This window comes from Thermosporothrix hazakensis, from assembly GCF_003253565.1.
In the GTDB taxonomy this organism is placed as follows: Bacteria; Chloroflexota; Ktedonobacteria; order Ktedonobacterales; family Ktedonobacteraceae; genus Thermosporothrix; species Thermosporothrix hazakensis.
The window spans coordinates 70,868-89,163 of the sequence record NZ_QKUF01000005.1 but is presented as its reverse complement, the minus strand read 5'-3'; the positions used below and the strand labels follow the sequence as shown (position 1 = coordinate 89,163).

The 18,296-nt window shown below is 52.9% G+C and carries 14 protein-coding genes; 9 read left to right on the top strand and 5 right to left on the bottom strand.

The features are described 5' to 3' along the window. Positions 1-65 precede the first annotated feature (65 nt). Positions 66-941, top strand: coding sequence for a DinB family protein (locus EI42_RS09795; protein ID WP_111321346.1), 876 nt, complete (start codon positions 66-68; stop codon positions 939-941). A 37-nt stretch (positions 942-978) separates the two neighbouring features. Beyond that, positions 979-1,698 carry a 16S rRNA (guanine(527)-N(7))-methyltransferase RsmG gene (gene rsmG / locus EI42_RS09790; RefSeq protein WP_111321344.1) on the top strand — a complete coding sequence of 240 codons (720 nt, stop codon included), beginning with the start codon at positions 979-981 and terminating at the stop codon, positions 1,696-1,698. Between the two features lie 6 nt (positions 1,699-1,704). Here the strand turns inward: rsmG and EI42_RS09785 are convergent, their stop codons facing one another. The 3 genes from EI42_RS09785 to EI42_RS09775 all read right to left on the bottom strand — a co-directional run bounded on the left by EI42_RS09785 (position 1,705) and on the right by EI42_RS09775 (position 5,320). Further along, positions 1,705-3,000 carry an adenylosuccinate synthase gene (locus tag EI42_RS09785; protein WP_111321342.1) on the bottom strand — a complete coding sequence of 432 codons (1,296 nt, stop codon included), beginning with the start codon at positions 2,998-3,000 and terminating at the stop codon, positions 1,705-1,707. 244 nt (positions 3,001-3,244) lie between these two features. Then, on the bottom strand, positions 3,245-4,762 hold the full coding sequence (locus tag EI42_RS09780) for a spermidine synthase (RefSeq protein ID WP_170142511.1): 1,518 nt from the start codon (positions 4,760-4,762) through the stop codon (positions 3,245-3,247). A gap of 99 nt (positions 4,763-4,861) precedes the next feature. Next, the gene (locus EI42_RS09775; protein ID WP_111321338.1) at positions 4,862-5,320 is read right to left on the bottom strand and encodes a M67 family metallopeptidase; all 459 of its coding nucleotides are present in this window, start codon (positions 5,318-5,320) and stop codon (positions 4,862-4,864) included. 243 nt (positions 5,321-5,563) lie between these two features. Between EI42_RS09775 and murA the strand changes: the two genes are divergently transcribed. Both murA and EI42_RS09765 read left to right on the top strand, forming a co-directional pair. After that, a complete protein-coding gene (gene murA, locus EI42_RS09770) occupies positions 5,564-7,096 on the top strand; it encodes a UDP-N-acetylglucosamine 1-carboxyvinyltransferase (RefSeq protein ID WP_111321336.1) in 1,533 nt (510 codons plus the stop codon). 161 nt (positions 7,097-7,257) lie between these two features. After that, positions 7,258-10,377 carry an alpha-mannosidase gene (locus tag EI42_RS09765; protein WP_170142510.1) on the top strand — a complete coding sequence of 1,040 codons (3,120 nt, stop codon included), beginning with the start codon at positions 7,258-7,260 and terminating at the stop codon, positions 10,375-10,377. 53 nt (positions 10,378-10,430) lie between these two features. On the opposite strand, the gene EI42_RS09760 is transcribed toward EI42_RS09765, so the two are convergent. Beyond that, a complete protein-coding gene (locus tag EI42_RS09760) occupies positions 10,431-11,123 on the bottom strand; it encodes an HAD family hydrolase (protein WP_111321332.1) in 693 nt (230 codons plus the stop codon). A 208-nt stretch (positions 11,124-11,331) separates the two neighbouring features. Between EI42_RS09760 and EI42_RS09755 the strand changes: the two genes are divergently transcribed. The 5 genes from EI42_RS09755 to EI42_RS09735 all read left to right on the top strand — a co-directional run bounded on the left by EI42_RS09755 (position 11,332) and on the right by EI42_RS09735 (position 17,249). Next, positions 11,332-11,616: a hypothetical protein gene (locus EI42_RS09755; protein ID WP_111321330.1), complete on the top strand. Its 285-nt coding sequence runs from the start codon at positions 11,332-11,334 to the stop codon at positions 11,614-11,616. 52 nt (positions 11,617-11,668) lie between these two features. Further along, positions 11,669-12,892, top strand: coding sequence for an ATP-grasp domain-containing protein (locus EI42_RS09750; RefSeq protein ID WP_246046376.1), 1,224 nt, complete (start codon positions 11,669-11,671; stop codon positions 12,890-12,892). 359 nt (positions 12,893-13,251) lie between these two features. Next, the gene (locus EI42_RS09745) at positions 13,252-14,349 is read left to right on the top strand and encodes a YsnF/AvaK domain-containing protein (RefSeq protein WP_111321328.1); all 1,098 of its coding nucleotides are present in this window, start codon (positions 13,252-13,254) and stop codon (positions 14,347-14,349) included. Positions 14,350-14,626: 277 nt separating this feature from the next. Continuing rightward, positions 14,627-15,475: a class I SAM-dependent methyltransferase gene (locus tag EI42_RS09740; RefSeq protein WP_111321326.1), complete on the top strand. Its 849-nt coding sequence runs from the start codon at positions 14,627-14,629 to the stop codon at positions 15,473-15,475. Positions 15,476-16,379: 904 nt separating this feature from the next. Then, positions 16,380-17,249 (top strand): 3-keto-alpha-glucoside-1,2-lyase-like domain-containing protein, encoded by an 870-nt coding sequence (locus tag EI42_RS09735; protein WP_211326103.1) that lies wholly within the window; start codon positions 16,380-16,382, stop codon positions 17,247-17,249. Between the two features lie 30 nt (positions 17,250-17,279). On the opposite strand, the gene EI42_RS09730 is transcribed toward EI42_RS09735, so the two are convergent. Next, complete coding sequence (locus EI42_RS09730) at positions 17,280-18,254, bottom strand: threonine ammonia-lyase (RefSeq protein WP_111321322.1); 975 nt, start codon at positions 18,252-18,254, stop codon at positions 17,280-17,282. Between the last annotated feature and the right edge of the window lie 42 nt (positions 18,255-18,296).

Below are 18,296 nucleotides of genomic sequence, written 5' to 3'. Positions count from 1 at the left end.
AAGCTCATTTTTCCTCTATACTTTGATAACATCGTTATTTTGCTTGCTTATAAGGAGCTGTGTGCGTGGTAAATGGTTTCTCGCCAGCGCCTTCAATTGCTATGCAGGTGCATAGTCTGAAGGCGCTTCATTCGTTTCTTGTGGAACGCGTCGGTTTTCAGACAGTGGAGGCGCGTTTTGACGAGGGGGTGGTGCTGCTGCTGGACTCTGACGGCGACCCGCTGCTACTGGCTGATGCTGCTGTTGAGGATGTGAAGGCGTATTTGGTCGGAACGCAGTTTGTTTTTCAGCCGGGAGATACGGTCGGGTTTCGTGGGGAAGGGATACCGTGGCTCAGAGATGCAGAGAGCATCCGGCAGCGGATATCATCGGGCTTTTCGATTGAAACGAGGCCCTGGGGGGAGCGGCATGTCTGTATTGAAATGCCGGATCGCTACACGCTCAAGTTTATTGCATTGGGTTCACTTGAGCATCTGCTTGACTGGTATGAAACGGGTTGCATGCGAGAACTGACACAGGTACTAGAGGGGCTGGCCGAGGCGGAACTGGATCTCCAAAAGGCGCCAGAAGAGTGGTCAATACGCTATAATGTGCACCATCTGGCAGAAGTGGAGGGGTTGTATATGATGCCTATCCTGGTCGCGCTGGCTCAATCCGGGGCGACGCTTGAAGAGGGGCCCTATGATCAGAAGCTCTGGCCTGAAATGCTTGCGTATGGTCGACGTGCGCTTGAGCCTTCTCTGGCATTTATCCGTGCTCATCGGCAGCGAATAGCACAGATCGTACGTCTGGTGCCCGATAGTTGGGAGCGCTTTGTCTTTCTGGGAAAGGGTGAGCATATGCGGCGTCTATCCGTCAGAGCGATGATCGGGATCCTGGTACGGCATTGGATGGAGCACTGTGATGAGATCCGCGTTATTCGCCGCGCACATGATCTGTAGCCAGAAGAAGAGAGAATGAAGATGATTGAGGAGAGAGATGGCTGAAGGCTTATACAATGATTTTCTTGCCGGCCTGCAACAGCTTGGAATCGATGAACGATCCGTCGAACTGTTCCTGCGCTACCGGGACGAGCTGCTTGATTGGAATACACGCTTTAACCTGACAGCGATTAAAGACCCGGAAGAGGTCCTGATCAAGCATTTTCTGGACTCCCTGTCCCTGTTGCTGGTGTGTAAGCAGCAGGAGGCGCGTTTGCTTGATATCGGGACGGGGGCAGGGTTCCCCGGGCTGGCGCTCAAGCTTGTGCGTCCACAGTGGCGGGTCACCCTGCTGGAGGCGACTAACAAAAAGGTGACGTTCTTGCGGCATATGGTAGAGATGTTGCATCTTGAAGGCGTCGAAGTGATTCACGGGCGGGCTGAAGAACTGGGACAGAAGCCCGAGTATCGTGCCTCCTTTGATATAGTGACGGCGCGGGCGGTCTCAGCGCTGCCGGTCTTGCTGGAATATTGCGCCCCGTACTGTCAGGTGGGGGGTATGATTGTGTTGCCGAAAAAGGGCGACCTGAGCGAAGAGCTTGCCAGCGGAAAGCGTGCTGCCGCAATGGTGGGAGCTGCGTTCAAGGAGGACGTTCCGGTTCAGCTTCCGGGGCTAGATGATGGACGAAGGTTGCTTGTCTGGGAGCAGCGCAAACGCTGCCCGGCTCAGTATCCTCGGACTGGTGCGGCCATAGCGAAGAAACCGCTAGGCCGCTGATCTGTGCTATTTCTCGGGGGCCAGAACATCTTGAAGTTGAATGGTCAGACCACGCTGAGGGCTGACCGAAATCATATAGATAGGGGTCTCAAGGAGCTCTTCCAGTCGTCTCAAATAGGCCTTAGCTTCCCGGGGGAGTTGCTCATAGTTGCTGATATTGCTGGTATCGCACTGCCACCCCGGCAACTCTTCGTAGATGGGTTCACAGGCTGCAAGGTCGCTCAGAGTTGCGGGCAGGCTGTGAACAATCTGCCCTCGGAGATTATACGCAGTACAGATTTTAATGGTTGGCAAGGTATCTAGAACGTCCAGTTTGGTAATGACGGCTGCATCCAGACCGTTCAGTTCTGAGATAAAGCGCCCTGCGACAGCATCGAACCAGCCACAGCGTCGTTCGAGACTGTCATTGGGGCCATGCTCTTTCCCCCGCTTACGCATTTCCAGTCCGACCGGATCAAAGATTTCTGTTGGTAGAGGACCGCTGCCGATACGCGTGGTATAGGCTTTGTAGACGCCGATAATGCGATCAATGGAGCGAGGGGGCAAACCTGCACCGGCAGCGGCATTCGCTACCAGAGTGGAAGAGTAGGTCACATAGGGATAGGTTCCGAAATCGACATCGAGCAGCGCGCCTTGTGTGCCTTCAAGCAGGATAATCTTGTGCTCGCTGAGGGCATCGCGCAGCATTTTCTGGGTATCTGCAATATAGGGTCGCAACTTGAGCCCGTAGCCGAAGTACTCGCCGTGGATCTCTTCCAGTGAGAGTGGCGGCTGCCCATAGATCTGGGTAATCATGCGATTCTTCTGCTGCAAAATGGTTGAAAGCTTGGCGCGGAAGGTATCGACATCGAGCAGATCTGCCATGCGAATACCACTGCGGGCATGCTTATCGACGTATGCTGGCCCCAGACCGCGCAACGAGCTATCAATTTTTTCAGTCCCCCGTGCTTCCTCTTCCAGTTTATCTAGGACGAAGTGATACGGCATGATGACATGAGCGCGCTCACTGATGTAGAGGCGTGAAATATCGATTCCCCGCTGCTGCAACTCTTCCATTTCCATGATGAGGCTTTTGGGATCAACCACAACACCATTGCCAATGACACAGATTGTATTAGGATAGAGTATTCCGGAGGGAACAATCCGAAAAGAGAAATCCCCCTTTTCGTGTACGACACGGTGCCCGGCGTTGGTGCCGCCCTGATATCGCACCACAAAATCGGCTTTCATTGAAAGCTCGTCAACAATTTTGCCTTTCCCTTCGTCTCCCCATTGTGCGCCGATGACTGCGACTGCCACCATTATCGTCTATCCTCTTTGCTTTCTAGTTGTGTTTCTCTGCTATACGTGGGTGCAATCTGTATTAGCATACCACCTGGAGAAGCAAAACAGTACATTATTCTGACTCTGATTGCTTCTTTTATTCTATTGTTTGAGGTGGTGTTCTGTCAATACTATAATACACCGAAGAAGTGATTGCACTTCTCTTACTTAATCTTTTCATTGTACATACAATATTCTGCGTCGTGTATGGCACAGAAACACGTTATGGTCCCTGAATGTAATTCAGTAGAAGCTGATCTGTAATCTGTTCAATTGGAGCACGATCATCGGTGAAGACGAGGCCGCCATCTGGTGCTCGCTCTTTCATCGCCGGGAGCATTTCGCTGGCGACAATGCCCATTGTTGTAGAGCGGTCGAATTGGGCCATATTGACGCGGAAGGTGTCGCTGCTGGTGGGCTGCATGGTCGCCATGACCTCGGTATTAATCGTATTGGGCACGTCAAAGGTGTGCACGCTCGGGTAGACCGTGGACATGGTGTTGACGAATGCCTGCACCAGACGGTAGTCTGTCTCGGTATGACCTGTATTGATTGCAACGACGCCGGTTGGTGTGAGATGCGCTTTAATCTCCTCGAAGAACTCCTTTGTGGTGAGCTGGAACGGGATATAGGGTTGCTGGAATGCGTCTATCACCACAAGGTCGTACTTGGCTTGCGTGGTTGAGAAGAACGCGCGTCCATCCTGCTCATAGACCGTCAGGTTTTTCTCGTTCATATCGAAGTATTTTCGTCCGACCTCAACAATCGCAGGGTCGATCTCAATTCCATCGATTGCGACAGGGCCGTACACCTGGGTGATCTGTTTGGCGATCGTGCCGCCTGCCAGACCAACGATAGCGACCCGTTTGAGCTGTTCGGGCTTGAAGCCTTTATTGAAGTAGGGCGCGGCTAGAAAGTAGTCCCAGTACCAGCCTGTCAGGGGTTGCTGTTTCAGGTCCGGGTAATAGATGGAGTGGATGGCCTGCCCCTCATTGAGAATCAGACGATGGCTTCCATCTGCTTCCTTTGTGACCTGAATGTAATTATAGTACGATTCCTGGTAGTATATCAGGTTGGGAATCTCTTTCAAGGGTCCCAGAGGAAGAACGACTGCGATCAGCGGGATCACCACGGCAAACCGCCAGTAGGGGCGTAATCCCCAGAGCGAGGCAAGAAAGAGCAGTGCACCCAGAATAAGGAGGCTCCGGCGCACACCGAAAGTGGGGATCATCCAGAGTACAGGAAGAAAGGCCCCGAGGATACTACCCGCTGTTGAGATGGCGTAGAGTGAGCCGCTGATGCGCCCGCTGCGGTCAAGCTCTTGTGTCACAAGTCGGATTGCGAAGGGTGAGACCAGACCAAGCAAAATAACCGGAACCGCGAAGAGGAGCACTGTTCCAAGCAGTGAACCCAGAAAAGCGCCGACTGAGATATGCGCGATCGCGTCAATCGACCAGGAAAGCACGCTTTGACTGACAAAGGGAATCAGGGTGATAAAGAGAGCGGAGATAGCAGTACTGAGGCAAAGCGCTTTTTCAGAGGGGTAGCGATCGGCTAGTTTGCCGCCAATATAGTAGCCGACAGTTAAATAAATCAGAATGAGCCCGATCAGTACCGCCCAGATATACAGAGAGCTGCCGAAATACGCTCCTAAGAGGCGTTGAGCACACATTTCGATCGCGAGACTGTTCAGGCCTCCGATGAAGACCAGAATGAGAAGATAGATATGTTTCCGTTTCAAATATGAACTCCCATCCATGCCGCTAGTGTGGCGCACACGTATAAAAAAATAGCACTGTATGCTATTGTAGACATACGTCTGACCGCTGTCAAACCGGGATCAGAGATGGTGTTCAAGCGTGAGAGAGAGGTGTTGCAGGCCAGCGTGGGCGTCATGATAGTAGGCAAGGATTGGATGCTGTGTTGTCGGAGACTGCTCAAAGGGGCCACAGACGATGAGCCAGATCCAGGGAATCTGCTGTTCCACGTTGACCCGCTGCATGTTCGTGCGATCTGTCTGGCTGGCTTTGCGATAGCCGGTTGGGTGGCTATGATAGACACCGATGATCTGTTCAGGATAGGTTAGTTCTGCCTCAAGGAGTTCTTCCGGAGCAAACTCAAAGTACACTGGTGACTGAAAGATATTGCGGAGTGCTTTTGCCCCGCATACATGCCAGTGTTTTTCCTGCTCAATTCTGCCAAGAAGGAGCCCGCAGGCTTCAATCTGAGGCCGTGTGTAGATATCGGTCAGGATCTCCTGATAGGCCTGAAGACTCAAGGTGACGCGTTGTCGTGCCATCAGTCAAGCTCTTTCTTCTTGTGGACGTGTTGTGGGTCATGAATGTACGAGTTCCACCTATTTTGATTGTATCTCTATGAGAGAGCATAGCTTGATTGGTTGCCGGTGTAAAGGGCTTCTCCATCTGAACAGGAATTTCATCGCACTCCTTTTTTTTGTTCCCTTGCTTTTCTGTTTCGTCTACTGTATACTGTTTAACACATCAGACAATGTTTAATAGATTAAACGTATAGAGATTCTTCGATGAAAAGTTTTCTGGACACCCTTTATCTGGCTGAGTTATTAAAAGCAAAACGTGGCGAGCGCGGATTGCGTGAGGTGGCGGAAGAGATTGGCAATGTCAGCCCGGCGACCCTTTCTCGGGTTGAGCATGGCAAGATGGTAGATGTTGAAACGTTTTTACAGCTCTGTGATTGGCTCAGGGTTGCTCCACAGCAATTTATTAAAGAAGCGCCTTATGGAGTATTGAGCAGTCAGGCGGTGCGCTATACGGTGCAGGGCGGACAGCGGCTGGAAGGCTCAGTTGTGATTCAAGGAGCGAAAAATGCAGCTCTGCCGATCATCGCTGCCTCGCTGCTGGCCCGAAAGGGGCAGACGATTCTACGTAATGTTCCCTTGATTCGAGATATCTTCGCCGCTATTTCTCTGGCTCGCGAGCTTGGTGCGAAGGTGACGCTGCATGAAGAGGACCAGGTCCTTATTATCGATGCATCAGACGTTAAGACGAGCGATCTTCCAGCTCAATTCACCGAACTGTTTCGTGGCTCGATTCTCTTCCTTGCACCGGTGCTGGCTCGAACCGGTAAGGCCTCTATTGCCACGGTTGGCGGGTGTAGGCTGGGCAAACGTCGACTGGACTTCCACTACCGGGGATTTGCTCGTCTGGGAGCCGAGGTAACGGAAGACAACGAACGCATCTCGATGAAGATGCAGGACTACAAGGGGGCCTATCTCTATCTGGATACGCCAAGCCATACCGGCACCGAAAACCTGATGATGGCGGCCTGTCTGGCTGAGGGAGAGACCACAATTGAGAATGCGGCGCTGGAACCCGAAATTGCCGATGTGGCGCACTTTTTGAACCTCATGGGAGCCAGGATCTCGGGCATCGGAACCGGCGTGCTGCATATCGAGGGTGTGAAGGAGCTCTCTGCGGTCGAATATACGATTATGCCTGATCGATTGGATGCGGGATCGATGGCAATGGTGGCAGCAGCGACGCAAGGTGATGTGGCGCTGGTTGGGGCAAACTTGCGGCATCTGGGAGTTATTCGGGCAAAATTGGAACAAATGGGAGTGGAGTTCTGGCAGGATGGCTCGGTAATTCGCGTGCGGCGCACTGCTCCCTTGCGGCCGGTCAATGTCATCACCTGGCCGTATCCAGGATATCCGACCGATTTGCAGCCGCAGATTATGGCGCTTTCCTGTCTGGCCGAAGGAAGGTCGTATCTGCGTGAGACGCTGTTTGAGGAACGCTTCTCTGCGGTACAGGAATTGCAGAAAATGGGTGCTACAATAGAGATTCAAGAGGGAGTCGCAGTCGTTTCCGGGGTGGCTCAATTGCGGGGAACGCAGGTCACGGCTCATGATATTCGTGCTGGAACTGCGCTCATTATCGCGGCTGCGACGGCAGAGGGAGAGACGGTCATTGACAATGCATGGATGATTGAGCGTGGATGCAGCGCGGTCGTTCGTCGTCTCAGTCAGCTTGGCCTATCTATTCAGGAAGAGCGTGAGTACACAAAGCTCTTCTCTGCTTTGAGCAGGAGTAAATAGATAGATAGAAATTTTCTTGTGTAGAAACGCTGTGCTGACCGCCTTGCTGGCTGGATAGTACCAGGGCTCTATAAGAGAAAATGGCTACATTCATTACTGCCTGCTTGCCTGGAAGATACAATGAAGGAGCCATTTTTCTACTAGAGAAGGATTTGGTTTATATGCCTTTTACTGAGAAGAAGCTGCAAGCACATCTTGCAAATTACCTGCGCAAGGCATACTCAGGAGAACGGCACCCGCTCTCTCCTGTGTTGGTTGCGCCCGCCACTGGTCCTATGACTCCCCCACCATCTCCGGCGTCCGAGGAGTGGCAGCCGGTTGAGGTCGGTCAGCTCTGGGGCAGGAAGCATGCTACTGTCTGGCTGAAGACAGAGCTTCAGGTTCCCGAGCCGATGCGGAATGATCCTGTGATCCTTCAGCTCCATTGGGATTCTCCATCATCGGATGGTCTTATCTTGCGTCTGGAAGCGACCGCATTCCTGGATGGGATCGCAGTTGGCGCTTTTGACTATTATCATAAAGAACTTCAATTGCCTCCTCATGCCGCTGATGGTCAGCCACATGAGGTGACAATTCAGGTCTATACCTCAGAGCCGATTCCCTTCCGCGGCCTCACCATTCATAACCGCAATGAGACAGCCTGGAAGCTCTATCATGTGATCGAGACCGTTCTAGATGCTGCTCTTGCTCTGGATGAGAATGACATTGTTCGTCATACATTGATCGAGCGCCTCAATGCGGCGTACAATATGCTTGATCTGCGCGAAGGGTATTCAAGCGCTCGCTTCGTTGCTTCTGCAAAAGAGGCAATCGCCTATCTGCAAGAGCATTTGCGGGATGGGCTGGAAGATGGCAACCGTCCCCGCGTTGTTGTAACCGGTCACGCGCACCTTGACCTGGCCTGGCAGTGGCCGTACTGGCGAACCAGACAGAAGGCTGTGCATACTATTTCCACAGTTCTCGCGCTTATGGAGCGCTACCCCGATTACCACTACAGCCATAGCCAGCCACAGTCATTGCAGTGGGTGAAAGAGGATGCGCCGGAAGTGTTTGAGCGCGTGAAGCAGAGGGTGAAGGAAGGTCGCTTTGAGCTTGTTGGTGGCATGTGGGTTGAGCCTGATTGTAACCTGCCCTCTGGCGAATCGCTGGTCCGGCAGATTATGCAGGGCCTACGCTTCCTGAAAGAAGAGTTTGACTATAAACCCAATAACATCTGGCTGCCCGATGTCTTTGGCTATAGCGCCGCGCTGCCGCAGATTATGCGGGGCTTTGATATCCCCGTCTTTATGACCACCAAGATTAGCTGGAACCAGTTCAACCGCATGCCAAATGATACCTTCCGCTGGCGTGGTATCGATGGTACCGAGGTTCTGACGCACTTTGTCACGGCTCCTGTCTCTGATGATGGTGGTTGGTTCTACACCTATAACGGCCCGTTCCGCGCTCGCGATATGGTCGGTATCTGGAAGAACTATCGCCAGCAGAAAATCAACGATGAGATCCTGTACCTGTGTGGTTGGGGTGATGGCGGTGGCGGCCCGGATGAGCACCAGATGGAGCGTGCCGAGGCCATGAAGAGTCTGCCCGGCTATCCTGAAGTGCGGTGGGATCGCTCCGAGAAGTTCTTCCGCGATCTGTATGAGCGTGTCTGGGATGATCCCAGGTTGCCGACCTGGGCCGGTGAACTCTATCTTGAGTATCATCGTGGTACCTACACCTCTCAGGGACGAACCAAGCTGGCAAACCGCCGCAATGAGCTGCTTTATCGTGACGCAGAGCTGTTGAGCACCTGGGCTGGCCTGACTGGCAGCCAGGAAGAGCTGAACAAGGGCTGGCGCGGTATCCTGCTGAACCAGTTTCATGATGTTCTGCCTGGTTCCTCGATTACCGAAGTGTACGAGGACGCAACCAGGATTCACGCCGAGGCGCGCGCTCTTGGCGAGAAGGTTCGCGACGAGGCTTGCTCTGTGCTGGGTGAGCGCTTCGGTTGGCGTAAAGGTGATCTTGTGCTTATGAACACGCTGGCATGGCAGCGTACTGACCCGGTTCAGATTCCAGCGGAGTTGCAGGTGAACAATCTGCCCGCACAGCAGGTCGAGGACTGGGATGGCCACAAGTATTATCTGGTTGATGGCTTGCAGATCCCGGCGGTTGGCGCTGTGTTGGCCGATCAGGCAGCAAGCGTTTCCAGCGAAGTGCCTTGCAGCATTTCGCGTACTACCGATGGCCTGATTGCGCTGCACAACCAGTACTATGATCTGACCTTTGCTGCCAATGGCGAAATCAGCCGCATCTATGATAAGGTTGCCGAGCGTGATGTCCTGGTTCCAGGACAGAACGGTAACCAGTTGATCGCGTACGAAGATCGCCCGATGAACTATGATGCCTGGGATATCGATCTCTACTATGAAGAGAAGCCATATCCGCTGCACGAGGCGTCGGAGATCCGGGTGATTGAAGAGGGCCCGGTTCGCGTGACCGTGGAAGTGATTCGCCCGTTCATGGCCTCCACTGTGAAACAGCGCATCTCGCTCTGGCGCAATTCGCCGCGCATTGATTTCTCAACCGAAATTGATTGGCACGAGCATCAGACTCTGCTGAAAGCTGCGTTCCCGGTCGACATCAATGCGTTACAGGCGACCTACGAGATTCAGTTTGGTAATGTTCAACGCCCGACCCATCGCAATACCTCCTGGGATCTGGCTCGCTTCGAGGTCTGTGCTCATCGTTGGGCAGATCTGAGTGAGGGGGGCTATGGCGTCAGCTTGCTCAACGATGCCAAGTATGGTCATGACATTCATGATAATGTCATGCGCCTGACCCTGCTGAAGTCTGGTATCGTGCCTGACCCAACTGCTGATCAGGGCATTCATCGCTTCACCTACAGCCTGCTTCCGCACAGGGGTGACTGGCGTGATGCAGAGGTTGTGCGCCGCGCTTACGAGCTGAACGTTCCTGTTCTGGCGGTGACCGGCAGCACCTCGACCTCTTCGGCGGAGGAACGCATTGCGGCGTATTCGTTTATGCAGACTGATTGTCAGCATGTGGTCATCGATACCGTCAAGCCCGCTGAGGATGGCGATGGCTTTATTGTGCGTCTCTATGAGGCTCACAACCAGCGTGGTAAAGGTTCTATTACCTTCTCTGCACCGATTGCCTCGGCTCAGGAATGTAACCTGCTGGAAGAAACTATTGCGGACGCCTCGTACCAGGGGAATGCTTTGCAGTTCCAGGTGCGCCCGTTCGAGATTAAGACGTTCCGTGTCAAACTGGAAATCTAGTCGGAGCATTTCAGGATGTGAGGGAGAAGCTGTGTTTCTCCCTCACATCCTTTTTACTTATGGGGTGTCGGGTGCGGCAGAAATTGTTCTTTGCTGAAGGTGAGCAGGTCACCGATGTGCTCAACGCTAATATCGGGTGTGAAGCCCGCGGGAAGTGGTTGGCTGGCATATTTCCCCTGTTTGACAAAAACGGTGGTGACCTGTGAGCCAAGCAAGTGATGCATGTCGTCGAGGATGGTGGGCTTATCGTCGATCATTACATAGTGATCTGCCGGGTATTGTTGGATCATATCCTGCAAGTTTTCCTGTTTATGTACATACAGCAGAACACGCCCCTCGACGGCGTCCGCAATGGTGCTATTGACGATTTTCTCCGCCTGAAAGACCGGGTCGCCATCTGATACAATGACAGTAGTGCCAAGTGTTGAGAGGTGATGCAAGGTATCAAGTGCGTGCGTATACAGCGTTTCGCGGTAGGGATAGTGCTCGAAGATGGAGTGAATATGCTGATAGGTATAGTCGTCCATTTCGGATTGCGGTGTTTCTGCGCGCAGACGTTCGAGAGTTAGCGGAATATCAATAACGCTTTTCTCTGCCCGGATCTCCTCATAGAGCTCCCAGAAGCGCCGGGTAAGCTTTTCCCCGACGTTAACGCGTAACACTTCGTCAAAGCTCTTTTTGACTTTATCGTTGTCAAGTAGTGTATTATCAACATCTATCCAAAAAACGAGTGCTCGTTTGTCCATGATGGGCCTTCTTTCCAGAAAACTGATACGCTCTTTCAGCTTCGCGTGGCAGAGGCGAAGCGGAAGGTGGCGTGATCGACTGCCCCTATTATATAACGAAGGTCAGCAGAGGGCGTTCTCTCTTGCCTTGTTTGCTCCCATTTGCTATCTTTAGTGAAGTAAGTGAGCCTGTTCTATACCGGTCAAGACCGTTGGAGATAAAGAGTCAATGAAAGTAATCTTCCGTAGCAAAGACTTTGCCAGTATCGAGGGGGCCGGTTTTGGCTTTGTCAATCGGCGTCCGATGCATGATCCCTGGAGCTATCAGGGACGCGTGAAGCATCGCGATTGGCAGGGAACGTATGAATGCCATTGGGAGCGCCCCGAGGAGCGCCCAAAATATGCGACATCACCCCGTGAGATTATCTGGGTAGTGGAGGGTGATGCCCGCCTTTTTGGATTGGCTGCGGCCCTGAAAGCGAAGGGGCTGCCCGTGGATGTTGCGCAGGATTGAGATAAGACGTATGAATACAGAAAAGCGCGAGAAAAAAAGAGTATTGCTTTTGATGTCGCCGGCAACCTATCGGGCCGGGGCGTTTCTGAGTGCTGCCGAGCGGTTGGATCTTCAACCGGTATTCGGCGTGGATATGCCCGAACAACTGGCGGAATACTGGCATGTGCCGCTCGGGCTTGATTTTACTGATATCGACAAATCTGTGCAAATGATTGTGGACTATGCGCGTGTGCACCCCCTGACGGCTGTGCTTTCCGTCGATGATAGCGCGACGGAACTGGCGGCTCATGCGGCCTCTGCACTCCATCTGGCACATAACACGCCTGATTCTGCCGAAGCTGCCCGCGATAAGTGGATTATGCGCAGGCTGATGTCGGCGGCTGGCGTGCCCTGCCCTGTCTTTCGTAATTTCCCGTTGAGCTCCGATCCCTCCGAGCTTGCCACCCAGGTAACCTATCCCTGCGTCTTAAAGCCACGCCGTCTCTCGGGGAGTCGAGGCGTGATTCGCGCAAACAATCCAGAGGAGTTTACGACGGCCTTCTATCGTCTCAAGCGTCTTCTTTTGCAAGAGGGCTATGATGAGGAGCATACCACTTTTCTGGTAGAAGACTTTATTCCCGGAGGTGAAGTAGCCCTCGAAGGGCTGCTCACGCAAGGTCAGCTCAAAGTGCTGGCGCTCTTCGATAAGCCAGATCCTCTGGATGGCCCGTTCTTTGAAGAGACTATTTACGTCACCCCTTCACGGCTTCCTCGGGCGACACAAGAGGCGATCGCAGATTGTGTGACCCGGGCGGCTGCATCGCTCGGGTTACGTCATGGTCCGGTTCATGCAGAACTGCGTATCAATGAGCAGGGACCCTGGATGCTTGAAATTGCCGGTCGCTCGATCGGTGGGTTGTGCTCCTCTGTGCTGGAATTTGGGACGGGCATGTGTTTGGAAGAATTGATCTTGCGCCATGCCATTGGCGAAGAGGTACGCATGATTGAGCGGGCAGGAAATGCTGCCGGAGTAATGATGATCCCGATTCCTGCCGCTGGTATGCTTAAAGGCGTTCATGGTGTGGAAGAGGCGCGGGCGGTCCCGCTGATTACCGGGGTCGAGATTACGGCCAAGCTGCATCACCCGCTGGTGCCGCTGCCTGAAGGCGCGAGTTATCTGGGCTTTATCTTCTCGCGCGGAGAGACGCCTGAGGCTGTGGAAGCGGCGATCCGGCGTGCACATGCCTGTTTACGATTTGATATTCGCCGTGAGATCCCGATGGTAACCAGGCGCTAGGACAGGGTGTGAAGAGGGGTGAGCTCTGGCTGTGCCAGGTATGCTCACTCCCTTGTCTTCCTGATGCGCGCCTGCCATTTCCGAGCCGTGCCCCTGCTTTTTGTTGCCTCTTGATATATCCTGTAATTTGGGAAACACTATTGCTCATGGTAAGAGTATTTATACTCAAATGCATGTGTATCAATCTATAAACTGTGCGCGTGTAAAGGGGAGAGATGGCATGGGTGCTTGTCATTGTTCAGGCTGAGCGCGCTGAAGGGAGATTTTCCTGAATGTATTTAGCTCATGCTGTCTACAGGACAAGGAGATGACAATCTTTCATTCTTGCTACATTGTGCTGAGAGAAAGGAGTATAGGCTATGGCTGCCAGACATCCTCTGGTTATAGGAGTCTTTCAAGACGAGGCAGGGGCCAAGAAAGCGCTTGAAAGCTTGAGGGATGCCGGCTTTGAGCAGAATCAGCTTGGTCTGGCGTGGAATGAAGGCGGCGCGATGGCCGTGGACCTGAAGCGAGATCTGATGAATCTGGGCGTTCCTGAAGCACAGGCTGATTTCTATGATCAGGAGTTCCGTGCTGGTCGTCAGGTCCTCTCGGTCAGAGCCGAGGGACGAGAACAACAGGCTGCCAGTATTCTTACTACCTGCGGAGCGGATAATATTGTTGGCGGTGCTCCGACCGGATACGCACATCCCACCAAGCAGGCAGAGACCGCAAAGCAGGAAACGCGTTCGACAATGGGTGAGAGAGGGGCAGCAGGAGCCGCAGGCACTGCTGGAGCTGGTATCAGGGGTGCTGTCAATCGCACCGGAGAGCCGTTGTCGGCGCAAAGAGGTGCCACTGAAGAGGCATCCGAGCATAAGTTAGGGTACAGGACTGAGGCTGAGGAGACGAGGCCCTCTACGAGGACTTCTGAAGCTGCCGCCCGTGAGCAGGCCAGAATCGCGCAGCAGAGGAACGTACAGGGCCGAGCAGAAACGACGCAACGGCCCGGGAATATCAGCCAGCAGCGCGACGTGGAGACGACGCAGCAAAGAGGTCCGCAAGCAGAAACCGGACAATCAATTCCTCTGCGTGAGGAGCAGGTCCACCTGGGAAAGGAGCGTGTAGAAAGCGGTGAAGTGACCATCGGGAAGGAAGTTGTCAGCGAAGAGAAGCACTTCAAAGTCCCGGTCTCACACGAGGAGGTCGTTATTGAACGGCATCCGGTCTCTGGCGAGCATCCCACCTCTGAGAAGATTGGTGAGGGCGAGACCATTCACATTCCACTCAGCGAAGAGCGCGTGAATATCTCGAAAGAAACGGTTGTTGGAGGTGAAGTGACGGCGGAAAAGCGAGAAGTGCAGGGTGAAGAGGACATCACGGAAACTGTCAGGCACGAGGAGCCGAGAATCCAGCGGGAAGGGCATCCGCACATTAAGAGTGAGGGCGTGGAAAAGAAGCGTCCGGAAGAGCGATGAAGAGACGACGAGAGCGGTAGAATATGGCCGCTCTCCTTTTTCTCGCATCTGAGAGCCAGAAAGTGGACTGTATATCCGCTTTCTGGTTATTTTTTTTCCTGTAGACATGCCTGCTAAGGACAAGCTTCTCTTGCTTTTTGTATTGGATACAGTGTTTCGAGAAGTGTGCCCGTGTAGATAAAAGTACAGGTAGTCATGTACCTCTAGGGCAAAATAGGTTTTTAATATAGTATACTGAGAAAAGAAATGGATGCCGTAAAGAAAGGAATTGTCTACAATGAGTGAGGGAACTAGTCCTACAAGCTATATGATGGATGCAGAGAATGTAGCTGAAATGGCGCGTCTCATCAAGCAGGCCCGGATGCTCACCGAAGCTATTGGACTCTTTCCAGATATGGGCGCATTGGAGAAAGCGCAGAGTGTGCTTGATATCGGGAGTGGCCCGGGTGAATGGGTACTGGAGGTGGCTCGTCACTATCCACATCTCAGTGTAACGGGGATCGATATCAGTCAGACGATGACTGCCTATGCGAATACGATTGCGGCAGACCAGGACGTGAGCAATGCACGCTTTCAGATTATGGATGCCCGCCAGAAGCTGGATTTTCCTTCAGAATCCTTTGATATTGTGTACACACGTCTGATGTCGTCATTTTTAAGAACTGATGATTGGGTGCCTGTCTTGCGGGAATGCTATCGTATTTTGCGCCCCGGGGGCATTTTATGCAGCAATGAAAGCGAGCTAGGCGTGACAACAGCCCCGGCCATGACGCGGTATACCGGGCTCTTTGCGGAAGCGCTGCGCCGTACGGGGAAATGTTTCTCTCCGGAAGGGATCTCTATCGGGATTACCGCTGTTCAGCATCGCCTGCTTGCAGAAGCGGGTTTTACCCGGATTCAAGCGCAGGCGCACGCTCTCAACGGCTCGAAGGGAATGCCAGCCCATGACGCGATCATGGATGATTGGCGTACCGGTTTCAAGCTCTTGCAGCCGCTTATCATACGTTGTGGCTTGAGTACTCAGGAGGAACTGGATGTTCTTTATGCACGCATGCTTGATGAGGCTGAAGAGGATACATTCTGTTGTCTCTGGTATTGCCAGACAGTCTGGGGCGTGAAACCTTGAAGCATGCTTTGCTTCCTGGTGGCCTGCATCTGTCGAGACAGGGAGATGCAGGCCTTTTTTATGGTCATCTCTCTTGAGGCCAAACAAGAGAAACGTTTAGCATCTATAGGATTCAAAGCGCGAGGGCAGCGCTAAAAACTCATCTATAGGCAGGTGCCGTTATTCATAATGTGTGAATATATTCCTATGTGGTGTCTTGTATGTGTTGACGGTCTATCTTGCCTCTTGTAGAATGGTTGAAATGAACCGCTACCAGTAAGAAAACGCAGACCGCAGCGGATGGGAAGATAGAAGGAGAGAGAATAGGGTATTTTTCTCAAGAGCGTGACGGCAAGGGGAGGAGGACGATGTTTCTTGTAGAAATGAAAACATTTGAAAAAAAGAGAATTTGTAGGTTGTTCTGGAGGTTTTTGATATGTCCTCACCTGTTTCTCCCTTCGGAGGTGATTCGATTCAGAAGTGTCAGCGATGCGGTACGATACTCCCTGCCGGAGGGGGAGCCTGTCAGAGTTGTGGGTTTGTCGCTGCGTCCACACCGTATGGGGTTGGGTCTTCCTCCGGACAAAGGCCATCTTCTGGTTTAAAACTTAGTCACTTTGCAGGCGCTTCCTGGGGACAATTGAAACAGCCACCGCAGCAATCGTCAGGCCCTAACACATCGGGCCTGTTCAAATCGAAACCAGGATCTCAATGGAACAAGTATCTCTCGTCACAGTCACTTCCACAGGAAACCACAGCTACGCCTCCTTCTGGAACACAAGCGGGGCAACAGCACGCTTCAGTCACAGGACAGTGGGGTCAAACAAAGCAGGTACAGTGGAATGTCTCTCAGCCATTGTCGACATCTTCTGTCGCTCCACAGCCTTCCTCAGGTATGCTTCAGCAGCAAGCCGCCTCTTTTCTTGTGACATCAATACCGGCTAAATCACCTCAGCCCTCGCTGCCCAGTACAGATACATTCCCAAAACTAACTGAGCCTTCGACCGATAAGCATAGCAGCAAGTCGGCTTCCGCCTCTTCCAGAACAAAGAAGCGACCAATGGTTGTGCTCGGGGTGGTTCTGGCACTGCTGGTGCTGCTAGGAGGTGGTTCTTTTGCCGGATATACATATGTGCTGAAACCGCAGTTAGAAGAGGCGAATTCTCCGTTCCCGGTAAAGCCGGTGCCCACGCCCGCAGGAGAGCCACTTTTTGCTGATGCGTTCCAGAATAACGATAAGGGATGGGATGTAACATCTGATCCTGTACACAAGTTTTCAGCATCTGCTGGCAATGGCTATCTGACGCTTGAACATGACGATGGAAAAGTGATGTGGGTCATGGTTCCCGGCTCCAAGCAGTATGGAGACTTCAAGCTGTTTGTGGATGCGACGCTAACAAAAGGGGCATCAGAAAAGGGTGGGGGCGGCTATGGCGTCTTTATTCGGAGTACTGCTTCTCCGAACAGTGATCTCGCCCAATCCTATCGGTTTGAGCTCTACGGCGATGGAACCTATCAGATCTTTAAGCATCATACTGCTGATAAAACCGGTCAGACGATGACAATGCTGAAAGGAGGGTCGCACGGGGCCATTCGTCCGATGGGCAAGATGAACCACATCGTGATTGCGGCAAAGGGGTCATCGATGAGCTTGATTGTCAATGGCTATACATTGGCAACCATCGATGATTCGTCATATAAAAGCGGATCAATTGCGCTCTTTGTTTCTGATCTTCCCGATACGTCTTCAGGAGCGCAAGCCCAATTCTCGAATTTTTCTCTTTTTCCTCTCTGACCTGATGGGATAAGGCGCAAGGAACGCGCCCTATCCCTCTACTAGCAGCTTCGCGTAGACCGCTGGATCAACATTTCCCCCACTGACGACACAACAGACGCGCTTTCCGGCAAAGCGAGTCTTTGCCTGGAGCAATGCGCCAATGGCCAGTGCGCCGGTCGGTTCGACCTTCAGGTTCACTGTACGGAAGCAGGTACGGAGCGCCTGAAGCGTTGAGGCATCAGGAACCGGGATAATATCCGCTATACCGTGCCGCAAGATATTCCAATTGAGTTCACCGAGGCTGATGGTACGTGCTCCATCAGCAATAGTGGCGGGCTCACGCTCGTTTTTTACAAGCTGGCCTGAGCGCAGAGAGCGGGCGGCATCATCTCCCGGTTGTGGCTCTGCGCCGATGATCTCTGTCGTGGCCTGAAGTCGGTCGCGTGCAACGACGAGCCCTGAACTTAAGCCGCCGCCACCTACCGGGACAAGTATTGCATCGAAGGGAGCCGCTTGCAAGATTTCCCGTCCAAGTGTGGAGTTTCCGGCAACGACTCTGAAGTCGTCATAGGCAGAGGCCTGTAATGCGTGCGGGTACTGTTCCATGAGCTGCGCGACGCGCTCTGCCCGGCTGATGCGGTTCGTGTCGATCAGATCGACCTGCCCACCATAAGATCTGACTGCTTCGATCTTGACTTGAGCGGAGGTAGCAGGCATGACGACGATGCATTTCTTTTTGAGCAGCTTGCACGCATACGCAATGGCCTGCCCGAAGTTGCCGGAGGATGCAGTGATGATCTGTTGTTTCTCGGTTTCGGAGACCAGATTGTAGGCGGCGCGAAATTTAAAGCTGCCCGTGTGTTGAAAGGTCTCACAGGCCAGAGTAACTTCACAGCCACACAGGTCAGACAGGGCCGGGCTCGGAAGGAGAAATGTGGTACGCAGATGCGGCCTAAGCCTGCTCCAAACTGTATCGAGATAGGTATCAGTGAGTTCCGGGGCGAATGGGTAGCGGTGTGGCATGACTTGCCTCCAGGAGTTTTGATATGCATTGTATCATACCTC